Annotated in this window: 21 protein-coding genes; 10 read left to right on the top strand and 11 right to left on the bottom strand. The window is 73.2% G+C overall.

What is annotated here, in order from left to right:
• Positions 1-63: 63 nt before the first annotated feature.
• A complete protein-coding gene (locus ASG88_RS08715) occupies positions 64-963 on the bottom strand; it encodes an EamA family transporter (protein ID WP_056887022.1) in 900 nt (299 codons plus the stop codon).
• An 83-nt stretch (positions 964-1,046) separates the two neighbouring features.
• Between ASG88_RS08715 and ASG88_RS08710 the strand changes: the two genes are divergently transcribed.
• Together ASG88_RS08710 and soxR are read left to right on the top strand one after the other, a co-directional pair.
• Complete coding sequence (locus ASG88_RS08710) at positions 1,047-1,913, top strand: LysR family transcriptional regulator (RefSeq protein ID WP_056887021.1); 867 nt, start codon at positions 1,047-1,049, stop codon at positions 1,911-1,913.
• Between the two features lie 107 nt (positions 1,914-2,020).
• Positions 2,021-2,491, top strand: coding sequence for a redox-sensitive transcriptional activator SoxR (gene soxR, locus ASG88_RS08705; protein ID WP_056887020.1), 471 nt, complete (start codon positions 2,021-2,023; stop codon positions 2,489-2,491).
• Between the two features lie 105 nt (positions 2,492-2,596).
• On the opposite strand, the gene ASG88_RS08700 is transcribed toward soxR, so the two are convergent.
• From ASG88_RS08700 to ASG88_RS08690, 3 genes are read right to left on the bottom strand one after another with little or no spacing between them, the layout of a single operon-like run.
• Positions 2,597-3,985, bottom strand: coding sequence for an FAD-dependent oxidoreductase (locus ASG88_RS08700; protein ID WP_056887407.1), 1,389 nt, complete (start codon positions 3,983-3,985; stop codon positions 2,597-2,599).
• Positions 3,986-3,993: 8 nt separating this feature from the next.
• Positions 3,994-6,036, bottom strand: coding sequence for a molybdopterin oxidoreductase family protein (locus tag ASG88_RS08695; protein WP_082600153.1), 2,043 nt, complete (start codon positions 6,034-6,036; stop codon positions 3,994-3,996).
• A 49-nt stretch (positions 6,037-6,085) separates the two neighbouring features.
• Positions 6,086-7,633 carry an MFS transporter gene (locus ASG88_RS08690; RefSeq protein ID WP_082600151.1) on the bottom strand — a complete coding sequence of 516 codons (1,548 nt, stop codon included), beginning with the start codon at positions 7,631-7,633 and terminating at the stop codon, positions 6,086-6,088.
• A gap of 127 nt (positions 7,634-7,760) precedes the next feature.
• On the opposite strand from ASG88_RS08690, the gene ASG88_RS08685 reads away from it, so the two are divergent.
• Complete coding sequence (locus tag ASG88_RS08685; RefSeq protein WP_056887019.1) at positions 7,761-8,456, top strand: IspD/TarI family cytidylyltransferase; 696 nt, start codon at positions 7,761-7,763, stop codon at positions 8,454-8,456.
• On the opposite strand, the gene ASG88_RS08680 is transcribed toward ASG88_RS08685, so the two are convergent.
• Positions 8,453-9,037 carry a 2-C-methyl-D-erythritol 4-phosphate cytidylyltransferase gene (locus tag ASG88_RS08680; RefSeq protein WP_056887018.1) on the bottom strand — a complete coding sequence of 195 codons (585 nt, stop codon included), beginning with the start codon at positions 9,035-9,037 and terminating at the stop codon, positions 8,453-8,455. The two genes, ASG88_RS08685 and ASG88_RS08680, sit on opposite strands and share 4 nt — an antisense overlap.
• A gap of 112 nt (positions 9,038-9,149) precedes the next feature.
• Complete coding sequence (locus ASG88_RS08675) at positions 9,150-9,635, bottom strand: CarD family transcriptional regulator (protein ID WP_056887017.1); 486 nt, start codon at positions 9,633-9,635, stop codon at positions 9,150-9,152.
• A gap of 225 nt (positions 9,636-9,860) precedes the next feature.
• Between ASG88_RS08675 and ASG88_RS08670 the strand changes: the two genes are divergently transcribed.
• The 3 genes from ASG88_RS08670 to ASG88_RS08660 are packed head-to-tail and all read left to right on the top strand — an operon-like array spanning position 9,861 to position 11,913.
• Positions 9,861-10,601, top strand: a complete 741-nt coding sequence (locus ASG88_RS08670; protein WP_056887016.1) for a UbiA family prenyltransferase — start codon at positions 9,861-9,863, stop codon at positions 10,599-10,601.
• Between the two features lie 21 nt (positions 10,602-10,622).
• Positions 10,623-11,141 carry a hypothetical protein gene (locus ASG88_RS08665; protein WP_056887015.1) on the top strand — a complete coding sequence of 173 codons (519 nt, stop codon included), beginning with the start codon at positions 10,623-10,625 and terminating at the stop codon, positions 11,139-11,141.
• Between the two features lie 28 nt (positions 11,142-11,169).
• Entirely contained in the window at positions 11,170-11,913 is a 744-nt protein-coding gene (locus ASG88_RS08660) for a phosphoglyceromutase (RefSeq protein ID WP_056887014.1), read from the top strand.
• A 119-nt stretch (positions 11,914-12,032) separates the two neighbouring features.
• Here the strand turns inward: ASG88_RS08660 and phoU are convergent, their stop codons facing one another.
• Entirely contained in the window at positions 12,033-12,689 is a 657-nt protein-coding gene (gene phoU, locus ASG88_RS08655) for a phosphate signaling complex protein PhoU (RefSeq protein ID WP_056887013.1), read from the bottom strand.
• A gap of 133 nt (positions 12,690-12,822) precedes the next feature.
• On the opposite strand from phoU, the gene ASG88_RS08650 reads away from it, so the two are divergent.
• From ASG88_RS08650 to ASG88_RS08640, 3 genes are all read left to right on the top strand, one after another.
• The gene (locus ASG88_RS08650) at positions 12,823-14,076 is read left to right on the top strand and encodes a sensor histidine kinase (protein ID WP_082600149.1); all 1,254 of its coding nucleotides are present in this window, start codon (positions 12,823-12,825) and stop codon (positions 14,074-14,076) included.
• Positions 14,073-14,750 (top strand): response regulator transcription factor, encoded by a 678-nt coding sequence (locus ASG88_RS08645; RefSeq protein WP_056887012.1) that lies wholly within the window; start codon positions 14,073-14,075, stop codon positions 14,748-14,750. The genes ASG88_RS08650 and ASG88_RS08645 overlap by 4 nt, the downstream gene beginning before the upstream one ends.
• 77 nt (positions 14,751-14,827) lie before the next feature.
• Positions 14,828-15,739, top strand: a complete 912-nt coding sequence (locus tag ASG88_RS08640) for a DMT family transporter (RefSeq protein ID WP_082600148.1) — start codon at positions 14,828-14,830, stop codon at positions 15,737-15,739.
• Here the strand turns inward: ASG88_RS08640 and ASG88_RS08635 are convergent.
• The 4 genes from ASG88_RS08635 to ASG88_RS08620 all read right to left on the bottom strand — a co-directional run bounded on the left by ASG88_RS08635 (position 15,736) and on the right by ASG88_RS08620 (position 21,116).
• Entirely contained in the window at positions 15,736-16,218 is a 483-nt protein-coding gene (locus tag ASG88_RS08635) for a YbjN domain-containing protein (protein WP_414858634.1), read from the bottom strand. The genes ASG88_RS08640 and ASG88_RS08635 overlap by 4 nt on opposite strands.
• 23 nt (positions 16,219-16,241) lie before the next feature.
• Positions 16,242-17,504 (bottom strand): D-inositol-3-phosphate glycosyltransferase, encoded by a 1,263-nt coding sequence (gene mshA, locus ASG88_RS08630; RefSeq protein WP_414858629.1) that lies wholly within the window; start codon positions 17,502-17,504, stop codon positions 16,242-16,244.
• An 82-nt stretch (positions 17,505-17,586) separates the two neighbouring features.
• Positions 17,587-20,133, bottom strand: coding sequence for an AMP-binding protein (locus ASG88_RS08625; RefSeq protein ID WP_056887010.1), 2,547 nt, complete (start codon positions 20,131-20,133; stop codon positions 17,587-17,589).
• An 83-nt stretch (positions 20,134-20,216) separates the two neighbouring features.
• Positions 20,217-21,116, bottom strand: a complete 900-nt coding sequence (locus ASG88_RS08620; RefSeq protein ID WP_056887009.1) for a ribonuclease HI family protein — start codon at positions 21,114-21,116, stop codon at positions 20,217-20,219.
• A gap of 16 nt (positions 21,117-21,132) precedes the next feature.
• On the opposite strand from ASG88_RS08620, the gene ASG88_RS08615 reads away from it, so the two are divergent.
• The gene (locus ASG88_RS08615) at positions 21,133-21,915 is read left to right on the top strand and encodes an SDR family NAD(P)-dependent oxidoreductase (protein WP_056887008.1); all 783 of its coding nucleotides are present in this window, start codon (positions 21,133-21,135) and stop codon (positions 21,913-21,915) included.
• The last annotated feature ends 40 nt before the right edge of the window (positions 21,916-21,955 follow it).

Raw genomic sequence — 21,955 nt, 5'->3', positions numbered from 1 at the left:
GTTCGCGATGTTGTGGTGGGTGTTACCTCATGTTTCAGGGAGGAAAACCCTCACTCACGCCCCTCACAGCTGCGTCGGCACGCCGACGCCCTCCTGGCCGCCGGACGCGGCCGGCGCGACGGTCGGCGTACGTGCCCCGCTGCGCTCGGCGCCGATGCCCGCCGCGACGACGAAGCCGATCCCCGCCACGGCCAGCAGGTTGGGGACCTGGTGGAGCACGACGAGGCCGATGACCATCGCGAACGCCGGCTCGAGCGCCATCAGGGTGCCGAACGCCCCCGTTGTCATGCGGCGCAGCGCCAGCAGCTCGAGGGTGAAGGGCACGACGGGCAGGAGGATGGCGAGGCCGAGCCCGGCGACCATCAGCTCGGGGGTGAGCTGTCCGACCAGTCCGGGACCGGCGACGACGGTGGCGACGAGGGCCGCGACGGGCATGGAGATCGCAAGCCCGGCGATCCCGTTGACCGAGTCGCCCACCTTCTGGGTGAGCAGGATGTACGCCGCCCAGCAGACCGCGGCCGCGAGGGCGAACGCGACCCCGACCGGGTCGGCGGTCCCGGCCCACGGCTGGGTCAGGCAGAGGACCCCGACCGCCGCCACGAGGGCCCAGGCGCGGGCGACCCCGTGGGTGCGGGCGATCGCGACGCCGAGCGGTCCCAGGAACTCGAGGGCGCTCGCGGTGCCGAGCGGCAGCCGGGCGACCGCGGCCATGAAGAGCAGGGTCACCCCGGCGGTCACGACACCCAGGGCGACGCTCGCCCAGAACGCCTCGCGGTCGAAGAGCGCGGGGCGCGGACGGACGACCACGAGGAGCAGCACGCCCGCCCAGAAGAGCCGGAGCCAGGCTGCGCCGGCCGCACCCACGTCGTCGATGAGGCCGACCGAGGCGGCGAGGCCGAGCTGGACGCAGAGCATGGACGCGACGGCCATGGAGGCACCGGAGCGGGCGGGCGACGAGGTCATGACACCAGTCGACACCCGCACCACCGTGTGCGTCCACGTGAGAATCCGTGACACATCGTTCACTGATCCAGCACAATGCCCGCATGGACGTCCGCCGGCTGCGGCTGCTGCTCGAGCTCTCCCGCCTGGGGTCGATGGGCGAGGTGGCGGCCGTGCTGGGGACGACCACCTCGAGCGTCTCCCAGGGCATCGCCGCGCTGGCCCGCGAGGCCGGCACCGCCCTGGTGGAGCCCGACGGGCGGCGGGTGCGCCTCACCCCGGCCGGGCACCGGCTGGCGGAGCACGCCGTGGCGATCCTGGCGGCGGTGGACGCCGCGCGGCTCGACCTCGACCCGACCGCCGAGCCCGCCGGTGTCCTGCGCGTGGCGGGGTTCGCGACCGCGATCGAGCGCTCGCTGCTGCCGACCATCGCGGACCTGGGGCGGCGCCACCCGGGCGTCGACGTGCGGGTGCACGAGCACGAGCCGCTCGAGGCGTTCGACCTCCTGGCCCGGGACCACGTGGACCTCGCGCTCGTCTACGACTACGACATCGCGCCCGCCGCGTGGCGATCGGAGTACGACGTGGTCCCCCTGTGGCAGGTCGAGTGGGGCGTGGGCATGCCGTCCCACGAGCGACCGCTCCCCCTCGCGGACTTCGCCGAGCGCGACTGGATCGTCAACTCGCGCCACACCGCCGACGAGGAGGTGCTGCGCACGCTGGCGTCCATGGCCGGGTTCACCCCGCGCGTCGCGCACCGCATCGACTCCCTCGACCTGGTCGAGGGACTGATCGTGGCCGGGCTGGGCCTGGCCCTGCTCCCCCTCGGTCGCACCACCCGGGGCGGGGTCACGGTGATGCCGCTCGCCGATCCCGGCGCGCGCCTGCGGGCGTACGCCGTGACCCGCCGCGGGCGCGACCAGTGGCCGCCGCTGCGGGCCGTGCTGGAGGGACTGTCCCGCCACCGCTGACACGCAGCGCGCTCTCCCCGACGTGCGCTTCGGGACGACACTCCCCTCGGATGCCGTGGCACGATAGGTCATGCTCACGTGAGGTTGAGGTCTGGAGGTGTGGAGCGATGGATCCCAGAGACCTGCTCCCGATGGGCGAGATCACGCGTCGCAGCGGCTTTGCGGCGTCGGCGATCCGCTACTACGAGGCCGAGGGACTGATCGAGGCGGACCGCTCCTCCGGCGGCCAGCGGCGCTTCGAGCGCAGCGTGCTGCGGCGGCTGGCCTTCATCAGGGCCGCCTCCAACGTGGGACTCACCATCGTCGAGATCCGTGACGAGCTCTCCCGGCTCCCGGGCAACAGGAACCCGACCAAGGCCGACTGGCACCGCATCTCGCGGCACTGGCGGCAGCGGCTGGACGACCAGATCGCGGCGCTCGAGCGGCTCAAGAGCGGGCTCGACGGCTGCATCGGCTGCGGGTGCCTGAGCCTGCGCAGCTGCGCCTTCTCCAACCCGGGCGACGTCCTCGACGAGGCCGGTCCGGGCGCCCGGCTCCTCCCCGACACGCTCCGCCGGCCGCACCCGACCCGGCGGTAGGTCGCTCGGCCCCCAAGCACGACGAAGGCAGTTCGCCGGCCGTCAGCCACCGTCCACGCTCGGCGCGGCCGGCGCCGGGCATGAACTGCCTCTGTTGTGCGCGTCTCAGCCCACCGGGACCGCGACGTCCTCGCCGAGCAGGCGGCGTACGACGGACTCGCAACCTCCGCAGCCGGTGGTCGCCCGGGTCGTCTCCCGGCACGAGGCGTAGGAAGCGCAGGCGCGGATCGTCCCCGCGCTGACGCCCGCACAGGCGCAGACCTCGGCGTCGTCGGGCAGGCTGACCGGCGCCGAGGCCGGCTCGCCGAGCAGCAGCTGGCCGGGCTCGTCGGGACCGAGCACGGTGCCCCGGTCGTAGAGCTGGGTGATGAGGCCGACGCGCGAGAGGTCGCCGACGAGCGCGGCGGCGACGATCCGGCCGCCGTGCACCACGAGCGTCCGGTGCGAGCCGGCGATCGGGTTCGTCATCTCGACGACCTCGCCCTGCGCGTGCTCGGGGTCGCCGAGGACGGCGACGTCGAGGCCGGTGGCGCGCAGCCGGGCGACGCTGCGCGAGCCGTCGTACGCCGCGTCCTCGCCGCAGAGCACGGCGGCCAGCACCCCGGCCTGCTCCCAGGCCGGCGGGACGAAGCCGGTGGTGCGGTTGCGGTGCTCGGCGCAGTCGCCGATGGCGTGGATGCGCCCGTCGGTGACCGAGGCGAGCGTGGAGTCGACGACGACGCCGCGGCGGACCATCAGGCCCGCCCGGCGCGCGAGCGCGGTGGACGGCCGACCGCCGGCGGTGAGCACGACGAGGTCGGCGCCCAGCTCGTAGCCGGTGTCGAGCCGCAGGCCCTCCTCGGTCATCGCGACCGCCCGCGAGCCGGTGTAGACCTCGGTCCCGAGCCGGCGCAGGTCACGGGCCAGCACCCGGCCACCGGCGGCGCCGAGCTGGGAGGCCAGCAGGTGCGGGGCGCCCTCGACCACCTCCGTCGCCACGCCGCGCACGGTGAGCGCCCGGGCGACCTGGAGGCCGAGCAGGCCGCCGCCGACCACGACGGCGCGCTGGCCGGGGGCGACCACGTCGTCGAGGCGCCGGCAGTCGGCCAGCGAGCGGAACGCGTGGACCTTGGGGTGCAACGAGCCGTCGCGACGCACCAGCCCACGGATCGGCGGGAGCGTGGGGATGGACCCGGTGGCCAGCACGAGCCGGTCGTAGCCGAGGCGCTCGCCGTCGACCAGCATCACCTCCCGCGTCTCGCGGTCGACCTCGAGCACCCGGGCGCCGAGGCGGAGGTCCACCCCCCGGTCGGCGAACCACGCGGCCGAGCGCAGCGTCAGCGCGTCCGGGCCGTGGGTGCCCTCGAGGACGGCCGACAGCAGGATCCGGTTGTACGGCGCGTGGTCCTCGTCGGCGAGGACGGTGACCGCGCCGTCGTACCCGCGCGAGCACAGCTCCTCCACGAGCCGGACGGCCGCCATCCCGCCCCCGACGACGACCAGGCGCTCCCGCATGCCCTCGATCATGCGCTCACCGCTGCCGCGCACACCTTGAACTCCGGCATCCGGGACGCGGGGTCGAGCGCGTCGTTGGTGAGCCGGTTGGCCCCCACCCAGTGGAAGGGCACGAAGACGGTGTCCGGGCGGATGGTGGCCACCACGTGCGCCGGCGCGGTCATCGTGCCGCGCCGGGTGGCCACGGTGACGGGCTCGCCGTCCACGGCGCCGATCCGTCCGGCGAGCATCGGGTGCAGCTCCACGAAGGGCCCGGTGTCGGGCAGGTCGCGGACCCGCCGGGTCTGGGCGCCGGACTGGTACTGCGCGAGCACCCGGCCGGTCGTGAGGTGCACCGGGTAGTCCGCGTCGGGCACCTCGGCGGGCCCGCGGTGGTCGACGGCGAGGAAGCGGGCCCGGCCGTCGGGGTGCGCGAAGGCGCCCAGGAACATCCGCGGGGTGCCCGGGTGTCCCGGCTCGGGGCACGGCCAGAAGACGCCGTGCTCGTCGCGGATCCGGTCGTAGGTGATCCCGGCGTAGTCGGCCTTCCCGCCCGCGGAGGCCCGGCCGAGCTCCTCGAAGACGGTCTCGGGGTCGGTCGAGAAGACGCCCGCCGACCCGAGGCGAGACGCCAGGCCCGCCATCACGTCCAGGTCCGAGCGGACGCCCGCGGGCGGGCTGATCGCCCGTTGCCGCAGGATCACCCGGCCCTCGAGGTTGGTCATGGTGCCGGTCTCCTCGGCCCACTGGGTGACCGGCAGGACCACGTCGGCCAGCGCCGCGGTCTCGGAGAGCACCATGTCGGCGACCACCAGCAGGTCCAGCGACTCCAGCCGCTGGGTCACGTGCGTGGCCCGGGGGGCGGAGACGACGATGTTGGAGCCGAAGACCAGCAGCGCCGACGGACCGCCGGGCTGCCCGAGCGCGTCGAGCAGCTCGTACGCCGAGCGCCCCTTGCCGGGCAGCGAGTCCGGGTCGACGCCCCAGACGCCGGCCACGTGGGCCCGGGCGGCCGGGTCGTCGATCATCCGGTAGCCGGGCAGCTGGTCGGCCTTCTGGCCGTGCTCGCGCCCACCCTGCCCGTTGCCCTGCCCGGTGAGGCAGCCGTAGCCCGCGCCCGGCGTGCCCGGCATCCCGAGCGCGAGGGTCACGTTGATCCAGGCGAGCACGGTGTCGGAGCCGGTGCTGTGCTGCTCGGCCCCGCGGGCGGTCAGCACCATGACCCGGGGCTTGCCGGCCAACAGCTCCGCGAGCGCCCGGACCTCGTCGGCCGGCACCCCGGTGACCCGCTCGACCCGCTCGGGCCACCAGCCGGTGACCGACTCGCGGACCTCCGCCCACCCGGTGGTGCGGGCGGCGACGTACTCCTCGTCGACCATCCCGCCCGCCACGAGCAGGTGGAGCACGCCGAGCGCCAGGGCGAGGTCGGACCCGGGGACCGGCTGCACGAAGACGTCGGCGCGGTCCGCGGTCGGCGTACGCCGCGGGTCGATGACCACGACCTGCCCGCCGCGGGCGCGGAGCGCGTCGAGGTGGCGTGCGGCGGGTGGCATGGTCTCGGCCAGGTTGGAGCCGACGAGGACGACGACGTCGGCCTCCTCGACGTCGGACAGCGGGAACGGCAGCCCCCGGTCCAGGCCGAAGGCCCGCATCCCGGCGGACGCCGCCGACGACATGCACCAGCGGCCGTTGTAGTCGATCTGGGAGGTGCCGAGCGCGACGCGAGCGAGCTTGCCGAGCTGGTAGGCCTTCTCGTTGGTCAGCCCTCCCCCGCCGAACACCGCGACCGAGTCGGCGCCCCGCTCCGCGCGCAGTGCGGCGAGGCGACCGGCCACCAGGTCGAGCGCCTCGTCCCACGACACCGGGCTCAGCTCGCCCGTCGCGCGGTCCCGCACGAGGGGGGTGGTGAGCCGCTCGCGACCGCCGTACAGCCCGGCCGCGCTCCACCCCTTGCGGCAGAGCGCCCCGGAGTTGACGGGGAACTCGGGCCACTCCTCGACCTGGGGGGTACGACGCCCCGTCAGCCGCATGCCGCACTGCAGCGAGCAGTAGGGGCAGTGGGTGTCGGTCACGGTGTCCCCGGATCGGTCGAAGGGATGGCTGGATGGGTGGAGGGGCTGGTCAGACGTCGGCGGTGGCGAGCGCCGGCGCCCGCCCGGCCACGGTGACGCGACGGGTGTAGAAGAACCAGGTGGTCGCCAGGCACACGACGTAGAACCCGGCGAACACCCCGAACGCCATCTTGACCGCCTCGACCGGGTCCGTCACCCACGGTGAGCCGAACGTCAGCGGGATCAGGAAGCCACCGATCGCGCCCACCGCACCGGCGATCCCGATGACCGCCGAGGACTCCTTGGTGGCCCGCGCCATGTCGGCCCGCCGGGTCTCGGGGGTCGTGGTGTGCTCGGCCTGCCGCTGCAGGATGAGCGGGATCATCCGGTACGTCGACCCGTTGCCGATGCCGGTCGCGGCGAAGACGAAGAGGAACGCCGCGAGGAACCACGGGAAGATCGTCGAGTTGGCCTCGACCGCGGCCCGGGTGGCCTCGGAGTAGACGAACGTGCTCGGGTCGGCGGGGACCTCGGACGGCGGGACCGGGGTGAGCTGGCGCAGGGTGACGATCACGGCCAGGGTGCCGACGATCATCGCCACGAAGGTCCAGAAGGTCACCCGGGCGCCGCCGTACTTGTCGGCGAGCCAGCCGCCGAACGGTCGGGCGATCGAGCCCACGAGTGCGCCGAGGAAGGCGTAGTAGGCGAAGTTGATGCCGATCCCGGGGACCTCGGGGACTGGCTGGTTCCAGAAGTTGATCTTGATCAGCAGCGGCATCGCGGCGGAGTAGCCGATGAACGAGCCGAAGGTGCCGATGTAGAGGAACGACATCACCCAGGTGTGGTGGTAGCGGACCACGGCGAGCTGCTCGCGCGGCGACGACTTGGCCCCGCTGAGGTTGTTCATGAAGAGCCAGGCCGCGAAGGCTCCGACGATCGCCAGTCCGGCGTAGAGGTAGCCGGCCCGCTCGAGGTTCAGCTCGTCCTTCGCCTGGACCAGCCCGAAGACCCCGGCGCCGCCGACGATGATCGGCAGGAAGAACTGGATGAAGGCCACGCCGATGTTGCCGCCCGCGGCGTTGAGGCCGAGCGCGGTGCCCTTCTTGCGCAGCGGGTAGAAGAAGTTGATGTTGGCCATCGAGCTGGCGAAGTTGCCGCCACCGAGGCCGGCCGTCGCGGCGATCAGGCAGAACGCCCAGTACGGCGTCCCCGGTGTCTGCACCGCCCACGCGAAGAGCAGCGTCGGCACCAGCAGCAGCGAGGCGCTGATCACCGTCCAGTTGCGACCACCGAACCTCGGCACGGCGAACGTGTAGGGCAGCCGGATCAGCGAGCCCACCAGGTTGGGGATCGCGACCAGCACGAAGAGCTGGGAGACCGTGAAGTCGAAGCCGATCCGCGGCAGCATCGCCGCGCTGACCGACCAGAGCAGCCAGACGGAGAAGCCGAGGTGCTCGGAGAAGATCGACCAGATCAGGTTGCGGCGGGCGACGGGCCGGCCGACCGACTCCCAGAACGCCTCGTCCTCGGGGTGCCATTCGTCGATGGTGACCCCGCCGCGCGGCGGGACCGGGGGTGCGGCGACGGCGGTGGGGGCGGTGTCGGTGGTGGTGGACACGGGGGCTCCTCGGGGTTCTCGAGCGGACTCCGTGGACGCTAGGCAGCCCACGTTTCGCCCCCCGGCCGGTTTGTTTCACCGACGTGTCAACTTGTCCTCACGACCTCACGGGCCGCACGATCACCCCGTGCCCGCCGCTGTCGTGATCCTCGCCGCCGGCTCCGGCACCCGTGTCGGAGCCGAGGTCAACAAGGTCCTGCTCCCGCTGGGCGACGCCCCGGTCCTCGCCTGGTCGGTGCGCGACGCGCTCGCCCTCGACGACGTACGCCGCGTGGTCGTGGTGGTGCGCGACGGCGAGCAGGCCGCTGTCGGCGAGGCCCTCGGGCCCCACCTCGGCGACCACGAGGTGCTCGTCGTCACCGGGGGCGACACCCGGCACCGGTCCGAGCACGCCGCCCTGCGAGTCCTCGCGCGCGAGATCGAGCAGGGCGAGATCGACGTCGTCGCGATCCACGACGGCGCCCGGCCCCTCGCCGGTCGCGACCTCCTCACCACCACCGTCGCCGCCGCGCGCGAGCACGGAGGCGCGATCCCGGTCGTGCCCGCCCCGGGACTGCTCACGACCGGCCTCGATCCGGTCGAGGGTCGACTGGGGACGGTGCAGACCCCGCAGGCCTTCCGCGCCGGCCCCCTCCTCGCGGCGTACGACGCAGCCGCCCGCGACGGATTCGAGGGCACGGACACCGCGGCGTGCTTCGTCCGCTACGCGAGCGGCGACACGGGCGACGACGTCGCGGCGGTGCCGAGCACGCCGCTCAACCTCAAGATCACCTTCCCCGAGGACGTCGCCCTCGCGGCCCGGCTCGTGGCGGCCCGACCCTAGAAGGGTCGCGGGGCCTCACCGGTGAGCGCCTCGAGGAGCGCGATCTCCTCGGCGGACGTCACCCGGCGCGCCTCCGGCGGCGCCTCGACGGTCTCGATGACGTGGTGCTCGCGCAGGCGGGCCACGATCGCGGCCAGGTCGTGGCCCGGGAAGTCGTCGAGGGCCCGGACCACCGACGGCGGCAGCACCACCGGCGACGACGGGGCCAGCAGCCCCTCGCGGTCCACCGTCTCGCCCACCAAGCCCCCTTCGACCCGCTTGACCGTGTCGGTGACGGGGCGGACGGCGACCACGACGGCGTCGTGCGCGAGCGACCGCTCCACGCAGTCGGCGATGAACGCGGCCGGGGTCATCGGGCAGAGCGCGTCGTGCAGCACCACGGCCTCGTCGACGGTCTGCAGGCTGGACCACGGGACCCCGACGTCGACGGGGGTCACCCCGGCGTCGCCGAGGGCCCAGGCGGCACAGGCGACGAGCGCCTCACCGTGGATCAGCGCGTAGGGCAGGGCGCCGCGGCCCTCGTCCAGCACCAGGCCCAGGGCCGGGGGCAGCTCACGCTCGTCGTACGGGTGCTCGCTCATGGTGGGTCCACCGTAGGACCACCGGCCGGTCCACGGCGACCCGCCCCGGACATGCGACGAGGCCCCCGGCAGCGTGTGCCGGGGGCCTCGTCAGAGGTGTGTCAGGACCTGCTCAGGAGGCGAGGACCTCGTCGAGGATGGCCTCGGCCTTGTCCTCGTTGGTGTGCTCGGCCAGCGCCAGCTCGGAGACGAGGATCTGGCGGGCCTTGGCGAGCATCCGCTTCTCGCCGGCCGACAGGCCGCGGTCGCGCTCGCGGCGCCACAGGTCGCGGACGACCTCGGCCACCTTCATGACGTCGCCGGAGTGCAGCTTCTCGAGGTTGGCCTTGTAGCGGCGCGACCAGTTGGTCGGCTCCTCCACGTGCGCGGCCCGGAGGACGTCGAACACGCGGTCGAGGCCCTCCTTGTCGACGACGTCGCGGACGCCGACCAGGTCGAGGTTGCAGGCCGGGACGCGGACCACGAGGTCCTGCTGGGCCACGATGCGGAGGACCAGGTATTCCCTGTCCTCTCCCTTGATGGTGCGCGTCTCGATCTCCTCGATGACAGCAGCCCCGTGATTCGGGTAGACAACCGTTTCGCCGACGGTGAAAGTCATGTACTTGTACCCCTCTTTCTAGGTGACCATCTTAACACGCGTTCCGAGGACCTCCCTCATCGTTTGTGCAGGTCAGAGGCCCTCTCGGGGGTTGACAGACGCTGGATCGTGTGGTGCGGGCCGCCCTATGCGGAGGCGCGGGGAGGCCCACGACGGGCCCCGCCGACGGTCGCGGATCGGTCCGGATGTCCCCACCGATCGGCCGGAGTGTCCGATACTCGGGGCATGTCGACCCAGGCCGAGACCGCCCGTCGCGGCTCCCGCTTCGCCCGCACCCTGCCGGTGCTGCTGGTGCGGGCCGCCCACCCCCGGCAGGCGGTGCTGACGGCCCTCGCGATGGGTGCCGCCGCCGCGCTGGCGGGGCGCCCGCTGCGCGAGATCGGCCTCGTCGCGGCCACGGTGCTGGTCGGGCAGGCGATCCTCGGCTGGGACAACGACCTGGTCGACCGGGAGCGAGACGCGCGGCACGGGACGCCGGGCAAGCCGGTGGCCGCGGGGCTGCTGGAGGCAGGGACGGTGTGGTTCACCCTGCTGTGCGCGGCGCTGCTCGTCGTACCCCTCTCCGTGTCCGCGGGCGTCGTCGCCGCGGGCGCCTACCTCCTCGCGGTGGGCGTGGGCCTCCTCGGCAACCGCCTGCTGCGCGGTGGCGTCCTGTCGTGGCTGCCGTGGGCGGTCCAGTTCGCGCTCTACCCCGCCTACCTGGCGTACGGCGGGTGGGACGGCCAGGGCAGCGACACGCCCCCGACCGTGGCGATGACCGTGCTGGCGGCGCTGCTCGGCGTCTGCGTCCACGTGCTGCGTGCGCTGCCCGGCCTGGTGCCGGACCACCAGGACGGCCTGCGCCACCTCCCGCTGCGGATCGCGTTGCGCACCGGCGCCCCGCGACTCCTCGTGCTGGCCAGCGTCCTGACCGGTGTGGTGGTCGTCGCGATGCTGGTTGTCGGGCAGGCCGTCGGCCTCACCTGACTCGGCGCTAGGCTGTGCGCCATGCAGCTCCGACGCTCCTTCGCGCTCACCGCCGCCGCGCTGGCCCTCACCGCGCCGGCCCTGACGTCGTGCGGGTTCGACTACGCCACCGACCGGTACTACACGCCCGCCAACGGCGCCAACAACCGTGACGGCGCCGTCGACGTGCTGGGCGCCGTGGTGGTGTCCACCGAGCCCGGCTCGGGCACCTTCATCGCGTCGTTCTCCAACAACTCGACCACGGAGCCGGCGACGTTCACCGAGCTCGGTGCCACCGAGGGCGGCGACGTGACGGCGGCCGAGTTCGAGCCCGTCGAGATCGCGCCCGGCGCGCTGGTCAACCTCGCCGAGCCGCCGGCCGACATCCAGGTCACCGGCGAGTTCGAGGCCGGTGACTTCGTCGAGGTCAGCCTCGGCTTCGACAACGGCGAGAACACCGTCGTCGAGGTCCCGGTCGTGGACAACCACGGCTACTTCGAGGGCCTCGACGGGGAGCCGCTCCCGGTCGAGGAGAGCGCCGAGACCGAGTCCTCGCACTGATCCCGCCCCGCACGGAGGAGATCCACCCATGACGTACACCCTGGTCCTGCTCCGCCACGGCGAGAGCGACTGGAACGCCAAGAACCTCTTCACCGGCTGGGTCGACGTCGACCTCACCGAGAAGGGCCGCGGCGAGGCCGTCCGCGGCGGTGAGCTGATGCGTGACGCCGGGCTGCTCCCCGACGTCGTGCACACCTCCCTCCAGCGCCGCGCGATCACCACCGCGTGCCTGTCGCTCGACGCGGCCGACCGCCACTGGATTCCCGTCAAGCGGTCGTGGCGGCTCAACGAGCGCCACTACGGCGCCCTCCAGGGCAAGGACAAGAAGCAGACGCTCGCGGAGTACGGCGAGGAGCAGTTCATGCTCTGGCGCCGCTCCTTCGACACCCCGCCGCCGCCCATCGAGGACGACGACGAGTTCTCCCAGGTGGGCGACCCCCGCTACGCCGACCTCGGCGACGAGATGCCGCGCACCGAGTGCCTCAAGGACGTCATCGCCCGCTTCCTCCCCTACTGGGAGGCCGAGATCGTGCCCGACCTCAAGGCCGACAAGACGGTGCTCGTCGCCGCGCACGGCAACAGCCTCCGCGCCCTGGTCAAGCACCTCGACGGGATCTCCGACGAGGACATCGCCGGGCTCAACATCCCCACCGGCATGCCGCTGGTCTACCGCCTCGACGAGTCGCTGGCCCCCACCGTCGCCGGTGGCGAGTACCTCGACCCCGAGGCCGCCGCGGCCGCCGCCGCCGCCGTCGCCAACCAGGGCCGCTAGCTCGCTCGCGGAATCACGCCCGCCGCCCGCGGGTAGTTTGGGACGAAATGGTGGGCGATCCGGGCGATCGAGCCACCAGGTCGTCCCAAACTAGGCGCCGCCGACCCGGCGTACGACGCTCAGTCGTCGTTGCGGTTGAGCTGCTGGCCGGTGACGACGAAGACGACCCGGTTGGCCACCGACACGGCGTGGTCGGCGATCCGCTCGTAGTAGCGCCCGAGCAGCGCGATGTCGACGGCCGCCTCGACGCCGTGCGACCAGTCGTCGCTGAGCAGCTGGGCGAAGGAGCGGCGCCGGAGCTGGTCCATGATCTCGTCGTCGCGGCCGAGCTCGATGGCGGCGTCGACGTCGCGGTCGCTGATGATCGCGCGCACCCGTCGGACCATGTCCTCGGCGACCTCGGCCATCCGCTCCAGGGTGGGACGGATCTCGTCCGGCACGGCCACGTTGGGGACCCGGAGCCGGGCGATCTTGGCGACGTGGACGGACAGGTCGCCCATCCGCTCGAGCTCGCTGACCATCCGCAGCGCGGAGACGATCATCCGCAGATCGCCGGCCACCGGCTGCTGGAGGGACAGCAGCGCGAAGGCGTTGTCCTCGATCCGCTCACGGTTGGCGTCGACGGCCTCGTCGGCGCTGATGACCTGCTCGGCCACGGCGGCGTCGCCGCTCAGCAGCGCCTCGGTCGCGCGGCGTACGGCCACCTCCACCTGACCGCACATGTCGGCGAGATCGGTGAAGACGGCATCGAGCTGGTCATGGAAGGCCTCACGCATGACCCGCAGCCTAGGTGGCCCGACGTGCCCTCCCGACCGCCTGCGGTGAACGCGTGGTGAACTCTGGGCACAGGACTGGCGCCATGGCGTCCAGGGGCGGATCGTAGCCCCGCCACGTGCGTACGATCGACACGTGGACCCGACGACCCAGACAGCGCTGGCTGCTGTCATCGGGGCGATCGTCGCCGGCGGCGCCGTACTCGCCTGGCACATCAGCGACCGACAGCAGCGCCGCCTGCCGCACGTCGACGAGCCCCTCGTGCCGCCCGGCGTGGCCGCCGTGCTGTCCGTGCTGCGCTCCTCCGCAGTGGTCGTGGACGCCGACGACCACGTGCTCAAGGCCTCCGCGCCGGCGTACGCCTTCGGGCTGGTGCGCGGCAACGAGATCCTCGTCGAGGACCTGCGCGACCTCATCCATGTCGTACGCCGCGACGGCCAGATCCGCGAGTCCGAGATGGAGCTCGCCGGCGACCGCTCGTCCGCCCGCACCGTGATCGCGCGCGTCGCCCCCCTGGGCTCGCGCCTCGTGCTGGCGCTGGTCGAGGACCGCACCCGCGAGCGCCGGGTCGAGGCCGTGCGCCGCGACTTCGTGGCCAACGTGAGCCACGAGCTCAAGACCCCCGTCGGCGCGATCCGGCTGCTCGCCGAGGCGGTCGACGAGGCCGCCGACGACCCCGAGGCCGTGCAGCGCTTCGCCCGCCGGATGCTGCACGAGAGCGACCGGCTCTCCCGGCTGGTCCAGCAGATCATCGAGCTGTCGCGCCTCCAGGGCGACGACCCGCTGGAGATGCCGGTGCAGGTGCGGATCGACGACGTCGTGGCCGCCGCGGTCGACGCCAGCGCCATCGACGCGGCCGCCAAGGACATCACCCTGGTGACCCGCGGCGACCACGAGCTCGAGGTCTTCGGGTCCGAGGAGCAGATCGGCGCCGCGGTGAGCAACCTGGTGGCCAACGCCGTGCACTACTCCAACGGCGGCTCCCGGGTGCTCGTCTCCACCAAGTCGATGGGCGACACCGCGCAGATCTCGGTGGTCGACCAGGGCATCGGCATCCCGGCACGGGAGATCGACCGGATCTTCGAGCGGTTCTACCGCGTCGACCCCGCGCGCCACCGCTCCACCGGCGGCACCGGCCTCGGGCTCTCCATCGTCAAGCACGTCGCGGCCACCCACGGCGGCGAGGTCAGCGTGTGGTCGGTCGAGGGCCAGGGATCGACGTTCACCCTCACGCTCCCCCTCAGCTCGCAGTCGAGCACCCGGCTCGCCGGCCCGACCGCGCCCGTCACCGTCGTCGCCCCCCGCGACACCTCCGGTCGACGCCCCACGAGCCCACCCCCCATCCGTCCCGGCGCCGCCGGGCAACCCAGCCAGGAGGTACGCCCGTGACCCGGGTACTCGTCGTCGAGGACGAAGAGAGCTACAGCGACGCGCTCGCCTACATGCTCCGCAAGGAGGGCTACGAGGTGGCGATCGCCGCGGACGGCAACAGCGCGCTCACCGAGTTCGAGCGCAACGGCGCCGACATCGTGCTCCTCGACCTGATGCTGCCCGGCCTGCCCGGTACCGAGGTCTGCCGGGCGATCCGCCAGACCTCGAGCGTGCCGGTGATCATGGTCAGCGCCAAGGACGACGAGGTCGACAAGGTCGTCGGCCTCGAGCTCGGCGCCGACGACTACGTCACCAAGCCCTACTCGCCGCGCGAGCTCGTCGCCCGGATACGCGCCGTCCTGCGCCGCGGCCACGAGCCCGACCTCGCCCCCGACACCCTCGAGGCCGGCCCGGTCCGGATGGACGTCGAGCGCCACGTCGTCACCGTCGAGGGCGTCGAGCAGCGGCTGCCGCTCAAGGAGTTCGAGCTCCTCGAGATGTTCCTGCGCAACCCCGGCCGGGTGCTCACCCGTGGGCAGCTCATCGACCGGGTCTGGGGCTCCGACTACGTCGGCGACACCAAGACCCTCGACGTCCACGTCAAGCGGCTGCGCGCCAAGCTCGAGCCCGACCCGAGCGAGCCGAAGTACCTCGTCACCGTGCGGGGGCTGGGCTACAAGCTCGACCTCTGAGCGGTCCGGCGGGATCTCGTCGTACGACGTCCGAAACCCGCTCGCGGGGACGTCATGCGCGTCCGTAGTCTTCAGTCATGACCGTCACGCAGCACGCCGAGCCCCAGGCGCCGACGCACCCGGCGTGGTTCCCCGCCGCCGCGGGAGCCATCACGCTGGTGATGTGGGCGTCGGCGTTCGTGGTCATCCGCCACGTCGCCCACGACATCAGCCCCGGCTCGCTCGGCGCCGGTCGGCTGCTCGTGGCGGCGCTCGTGGTCCTGCCGCTGGTCCTGCGCCGCGGGTGGGTGCAGCCGACCCGACGCGAGTGGATCCTGCTCACCGCCTGCGGCGTCGGGTGGTTCGGCATCTACAACCTGGCCCTCAACGAGGGTGAGCGCCGCGTCGACGCCGGCACCGCGGCCATGATCATCCAGATCGGCCCGATCATCGTGGCCTTCATGGCCGTCTGGATCTTCGGCGAGGTCCTCCACAAGTGGCTGCTGATCGGCATGGTGATCGGCTTCGCCGGGGTCGCTGTCATCGCCCGGGGTTACTCGGGCGGCGGCGAGGGCGACGTGGTCGGCGTCCTCCTCGTGGTGGTGGCGGCCGCGATGTACGCCGTCGGCGTGCTGAGCCAGAAGTCGCTCCTGCGCCGGATCCCGTCGGTGCAGGTGGTCTTCGTGTCGTTCGTGATCGGCGCCCTGGTCTGCCTGCCGTTCGCCCACGACCTGGTCGACGTCGTCACCGAGGGCGGGGCGACCCTGTGGTGGACGGTCTACCTCGGCGTCTTCCCGACGGCCGTCGCCTTCACGACGTGGGCCTTCGCGCTGACCCACACCGACGCCGGCAAGCTCTCCCTGACGACCTTCCTGGTGCCGGCCATCACGACGCTGATCGCCTGGGCGCTGCTCGACGAGGTGCCGCCGGCCCTCACCTTCGTCGGCGGGGCGCTGGCGATCGTCGGGGTGCTGCTCACCCGGCGTGCTGCACCCGTCCCGAAGGCCTAGGTCGGTTCCGGATCGGTCCCGGCCTCGAGCCAGCCCCGGAAGGCGTCCAGGTTGCGGGTCGACTCCCCCCGCGAGATCCGCCACTCCCACTCCTTGCGGATCGAGGTGGCGAAGCCGAGCTCGAGGATGGCGTTGAAGGACTCGTCGGCGTGCGTGAGCACCGAGCCGAGGAGCCGGTCGAGCTCGTCGTCGGTGACCGCGGAGAGCGGCAGCCGGGCGTCGAGGTAGATGTCACCGCTGTGGTCGACGGCGAACGCCACGGCGTACATCCGCAGGTTGCGCTCGAGCAGCCAGCGGTAGACGCGGGCGTGGTTCTCGTCGGGGTTGCGGCACACGAACGCGTGTACGCCGAGGGCGTGCTCGCCGACGTCGAGGCGGACGGGGGTCTGGAGCTTCTTCTCCCCCGGCAGCGTCAGCGAGAAGACGCCCGGGCGGTCCTCGACGTACTCGATCCCGTTGCCGTCGAGGTAGTCGCGGATGGTGCCGGCGATGGCGGGGTCGCTCACACCGTCATCTCATCACGCATGAGGGTGCGCGCCTCGCGGTAGGCGTGGAGGGTGCGCTCGGCCGTCCGCTCCCAGGAGAACTCGCGGGCGTGCTCCAGCGCGCCCTGCCCGAGCCGGGCGGCGAGCGCGGGGTCGTCGATCAGCCGGCGCAGGGCCGCGGCCCAGTCGCGCGGCTCGTGGCCGTCGACGAGCAGACCGCTGCGGCCGTCGGCCACCACGGTCGTCAGACCGCCCACGGCGGCCGCGACCACGGGAGTCCCGGTGGCCTGGGCCTCCGCCGCGACCAGCCCGAAGGACTCGTTGTACGACGGCACGGCGACCGCCGTCGACGCGGCGCACCAGCGGGCCAGGTCGTCCTGGGCGACGGGCGGGACGAAGCGGACCACCCCGTCGAGGCCGAGGTCGGCCGAGAGCTGGGCGAGCGACTCGGGGTGCTCGAGCCCGCTGCCGGAGGGACCGCCGACGACGGGTACGACGAGGCGCGAGCGCAGCGAGGGGTCCTGGTCGAGGAGGACCGAGACCGCCCGGAGAAGTACGTCCGGGGCCTTGAGCGGCTGGATGCGGCCGGCGAACATCAGCACCACCGCGTCGGCGGGCAGGTCGAGCGCCCGGCGGGCCTCCGCCCGGTCCATGGGGCGGAAGACGTCGAGGTCGACGCCGGGGTGGATGACCTCGACGCGCGAGGGGTCGGCGTCGTACAGGTTGATGAGCTGCTTGGCCTCGAGGTCGGTGTTGGCGACGAGGAGGTCGGCGGCCTGCACGACCTGCTCCTCCCCGATCAGCCGGGCGGCGGGCTCGGGGGTGTCCCCCTCGGCCAGCGCGTCGTTCTTGACCTTGGCCATGGTGTGCATCGAGTGCACCAGCGGCACCTGCCAGCGGTCGCGGGCGAGCGCGCCGACCTGGCCGGAGAGCCAGTAGTGCGAGTGCACGACGTCGTAGTGGCCCAGCGGGTGGGCCGCCTCGGCGCGCAGCACCTCACGGGCGAAGGTGCACAGCTGGCCGGGCAGCTCGGCCTTGGTGAGCCCCTCGAAGGGGCCGGCCGCCACGTGGCGCACCAGCACGGCGCCGTCGGTGCCGGGCACCTCGACCACCGGCGGCAGCGCCGAGGAGGTGGCCCGGGTGAAGACGTCCACCGCGATGCCCTGGCGCGCCAGGCGCCGGGACAGCTCGATGACGTAGACGTTCATCCCGCCCGCGTCGCCCGTCCCCGGCTGGTCGAGCGGCGAGGTGTGCAGGCTGATCATGGCGACCCGGTCCACGCGACGTCCTCTCCTCAGGGCGCCCGGTCACGGATCTCGCCACACGAGAGGGGCGCCGACCGAGCACAACACCGTCAGGGTGTCAGCGATTCCCGACCCGGCGCCTCACCCCGGCGAGGGCAGCTCCGCCCCGGCGTACGACGACCGCGGCGGCCACTCCGACGGCCAGTGACAGCAGGGTCGCCAGCAGCGGGAAGTCGACCTCGAACCACGGGTAGACCCGCCAGTGCAACAGGTAGATCCACAGGGACGACGCGGCCACGACGCCGACGACGGGGGCGACCAGGGCGGGGAGCCGCACCTGCGGCACCCAGGTCAGCGCGAGCAGCCCGAGGGTGAGGTAGACGTGCCGGTCGAGGCCGCCGACCGAGAAGAAGCCGGGCACCAGCGCCAGCACGAGCCCGGAGACCACCAGGCGGTGGCGGGTGGTGCGGGCCTGCGACATGGCCCACCCGAGGGTGAGCAGCCACAGCACGCCGTGCGCGCGGTGCACGTGGTCGCCGGGCATGCCGACGAGGTCGTAGCGCGTGGGGAGCAGCACGAGGGTGAGCACCACCGGGGTGGTGAACGGGTGCCGTCGGCTGGCCCGGTCGACGGCCGGGACGGCCAGGATCGCGGCCAGCACCAGCACCGCCAGGGTGAGCGCCTCGATGAACCAGTAGCTCCACCGCGGCTCCGACCAGCTCCACTCGGTGAAGGCGGTCAGCAGCGCGGCCTGCTTCCACGTGATGTCGCGGGAGACCGCGGCCACGGCGCCGATGACGAGCACCGAGGGCACGACGACCCGGGCGAGCCCGCGCAGCACGGCCCGGGTCCGCTCCGTCCGCGAGCGGTCGCCGAGCTGGAAGCGGCCCAGGTTGAAGCCGACGATAGCCAGCAGCACGTGCGCGCCGCCGAGGAGCGTGAAGAGGTTGGCGTGCGAGCCCACGATCGTGACGATGGCCAGCGCCCGCAGCGCGACGTTGGTCTCGACCGCGACGCCCCGTCGGGGGCGGCCGGGACGTCGTTCGTCGGTCGACGCGGCCAGCGCGGTGGCGGTCATGGTGGGCCAGCCGGCGGGCAGGTGGCCGAGCAGCTCCTCGAGCCGCAGGGACACCTCGACGTAGGACAGCGAGTCCCCGCCGAGGGCCACGAAGGAGTCGTCGGGCGTCGCCTCGGGACGACCGAGCAGCCGGGCCAGGAGGGCGGTCACGTCGTCGGCGGTCGCCTCGCGTCGTACGTCGGGCGCGGACGTGGTCGTCCCGGTCACGGTCGCCAGGGCCGCCAGCGCCCGGTGGTCGACCTTGGCGTTGGCCAGCCGCGGCAGGTCGGGCAGCACGACGACCTCGACACCCGTCGGGGCGAGCCCGGCGGCGTCGGCGGCGTCGCGGCGTACGGCCTCGGCGTCGACGGGACGCGCGCCGTCGACGACCCCCACGACGACCCGGTCCCCCGCGTCCGCGACGGCGGCGACGGTCCCGGCGAGGGCCAGGGTGCGCTCGACCCGGTCGAGGTCGATGCGCAGGCCGCACACCTTGGCGATCCGGCTGGTCCGGCCGACGACCTCCCAGAGCCCGTCGGGGCGGCGGCGGGCCAGGTCGCCCGTACGCAGCGCGTCCACGGTGCGTCCGGCGGCCAGCTCTGCCGGCGACCCGGCGTAGCCCATCATCACGTTGGGGCCGTGGAAGACGAGCTCGCCGACGCCGGGCTGGAGGCCGTCCAGACCCTCGACCGGAGCGAGCTCGAAGGTCGTGCCGGTCAGCGGGCGACCGATCGACTCCGGCGCCGCGAGGGCGAGGTCGGGCGGGAGCACGCTCATCCGGGCGGTGGCCTCGGTGGCGCCGTACATCACGAAGAGGTCGAAGCCGCGGCGCTGGCCGAGCTCGGCGACGCCGCGCACCCGCTCGGGGGCCATCCGGCCGCCGGCCTGGGTGAGCGCCCGCACGGACGGCACGTCACGGTCGGCGAAGCTGGCCCGCTCGAGCAGCTCGAAGGTGTGCGGGACGCCCGGGATCGTGGTGACACCGTGCTCGCGGACCAGGTCCCAGAAGCACTCGTCGACGACGGACAGCTCGGTGAGCAGCAACCCGGCACCGCGCAGCAGGTGGCTGTGCAGCACCGACAGGCCGTAGCAGTAGTGCAGCGGCAGGGTGGTCGCCACGAGGTCGGTGTCGCGGATGCCGAGGGTCTCGGCGATGGCCGCGGCGTTGGCCAGCACGCCGTCGCGCGCCAGGCGCACCAGCTTGGGCGATCCGGTCGAGCCGCTGGTCGAGAGCAGCAGCGCGAGGTCGGGGTGGAGCGCGTGCCGGGACTCGTCCGAGCGCCACTCGCGACCCTGCGGGCCGGCGACGACGTCGGGGGCGTAGGCCTGCTCCAGTCCCGGGGCGGCAGCCGGCGAGGAGACCAGGACGACCTGCTCGGCGGCCAGGGCGGCGACGTACTCGACGACCGAGTCCACGTCGTTGCCCGGCGTGAGGAGCACGAGCCGGCGACCCCCGGCGTACGTCGCGGCGACCTCCTCGACGCGGCGGGCGAGCTCGGCGTACGAGACCGTGCCGTCGGCGGTGACCAGGGCCCGTCGCTCGCCGAAGGAGGCGAGGTGGGCGATGAGGGACGCCGGGGTCGGGCGCACCTGGGGGGCGGTGGTCACCCGCCAGACGATAGAAGGTAAGGCTTACCTTTGCCAGTCGGTGTGACCGGGGTCTCGACGCCGCTCGACCGGCGAGGGCGGGCTCAGGCCTCGGGGGTGCCCTGGTGGAAGCGCTGCTGCCAGCCGTGGGGGGTCCGCACCCAGATCGAGCTGCGCAGCACGCTGCCGTCGTCGCTGATGCTGCGCCACAGCAGCAGGACCGAGTCCGGCGAGAGCCGGTCGGTCGACACCACGTCGAGGGTGGTCTCGGTGCCCAGCGGGCCGATCTCGGCCAGGATCTCCTCGCGGGTCCACAGCCGGCTCGACTGGCCGATCTCCTGCCACTCCGGGTGCAGCAGCGCGGCGACGGTCGCGCGGTCGGAGCGCACCCCATCGGTCAGCAGCGAGCGCTCGAGGGCGATGACCTGCTCCTCGTCGGAGAGCGCGGCCTCGGCGTCGAGGTCGCTGAAGAGGTCCGGCTCCTCCTCGACCACGGTCGGTCCCGACTGCGGGACGGTGCTCACCGAGGCGCCGGCGAAGCCGGGACCCGGGTCGGCCACCCGGCCCGCCTGGTACGCCGACGCGGCGGCGTTGGCGCGCTTGTCGGCCGCCTCGTTGAGGACGTGACCCGAGTGGCCCTTGACCCACTCGAACTTCACCCGCCCCCGACGACCCTCCATCGCCTCGTCGAGCGCCTTCATGAGCTCCACGTTCTTCACGGGCTGGCCGCCGCCCGTCTTCCAGCCCTTGCGCTTCCAGCCGGCCATCCACTTGGTGACGGCGTTGATCACGTAGGTGCTGTCGCAGTAGACGTGCAGCTCGTCGTCGACGTGCGCGGTCTGCTGGAGCAGGTCGAGGACCGCCATCAGCTCGCCCATGTTGTTGGTGCCGCGGGCCCAGCCGCCGGACGCCCAGCAGCCGTCGTCGACGTACCACGCCCATCCCGCTGGTCCGGGGTTGCCGAGGGCCGAGCCGTCTGCTGCCGCGATGATCACGGCGCACATCCTGCATCATGGCGCCATGACCGAGACCCACCACTCGACCGACCAGCGCACCCGGACCGCCGTCGTGACCGGCGCCTCGAGCGGCATCGGCGCTGCCACGGCGCGCGCCCTGGCCGCCGCCGGCTTCCACGTCCTGTGCGCCGCCCGCCGTACCGACCGCATCGAGGCCCTCGCCGAGGAGATCGGCGGGCGCGCCGTCGCCTGCGACGTCACCGACGACGCCTCCGTGGCCGCGCTCGCCGCAGCCGTCGCGGAGGCGGGCGACGGCGCCCTGCACGTCCTGGTCAACAACGCCGGCGGCGCCTTCGGCTCCGACACGGTCGACGAGGCCGACGTCGAGGACTGGCGCGCGATGTACGACGTCAACGTGCTCGGCCTGCTGCGCGTCACCCAGGCCCTGCTCCCGGCCCTGCGGGCCAGCGGCGACGGCCTGATCCTCAACGTCGGCTCGACCGCCGGCCGGGTCTCCTACGAGAAGGGCGGCGGCTACACCGCGGCCAAGCACGCCACCAAGGCGGTCACCCAGACGCTGCGCCTCGAGCTCAACGGCGAACCGATCCGGGTCAGCGAGGTCGCGCCCGGGATGGTCCACACCGAGGAGTTCGCCCTGGTCCGCTTCGGCGGCGACCAGGCGGCGGCCGACGCGGTGTACGACGGCGTGCCCGACCCGCTCTCGGCCGACGACGTCGCCGACGCCATCGCCTGGGTGGCGACCCGGCCGGCCCACGTCAACATCGACGAGCTCGTCATCAAGCCGCGCGCGCAGGCCGCCCAGCACAAGGTCCACCGGATCCGCTGACACGGGGGTCCACGCGGTTCGCTGCGCGGGGGTCCACGCG

It is taken from the genome of Nocardioides sp. Soil777 (genome assembly GCF_001428425.1).
Classification (GTDB): Bacteria; Actinomycetota; Actinomycetes; order Propionibacteriales; family Nocardioidaceae; genus Nocardioides; species Nocardioides terrigena.
This window is presented reverse-complemented; position numbering and strand designations above follow the sequence as displayed.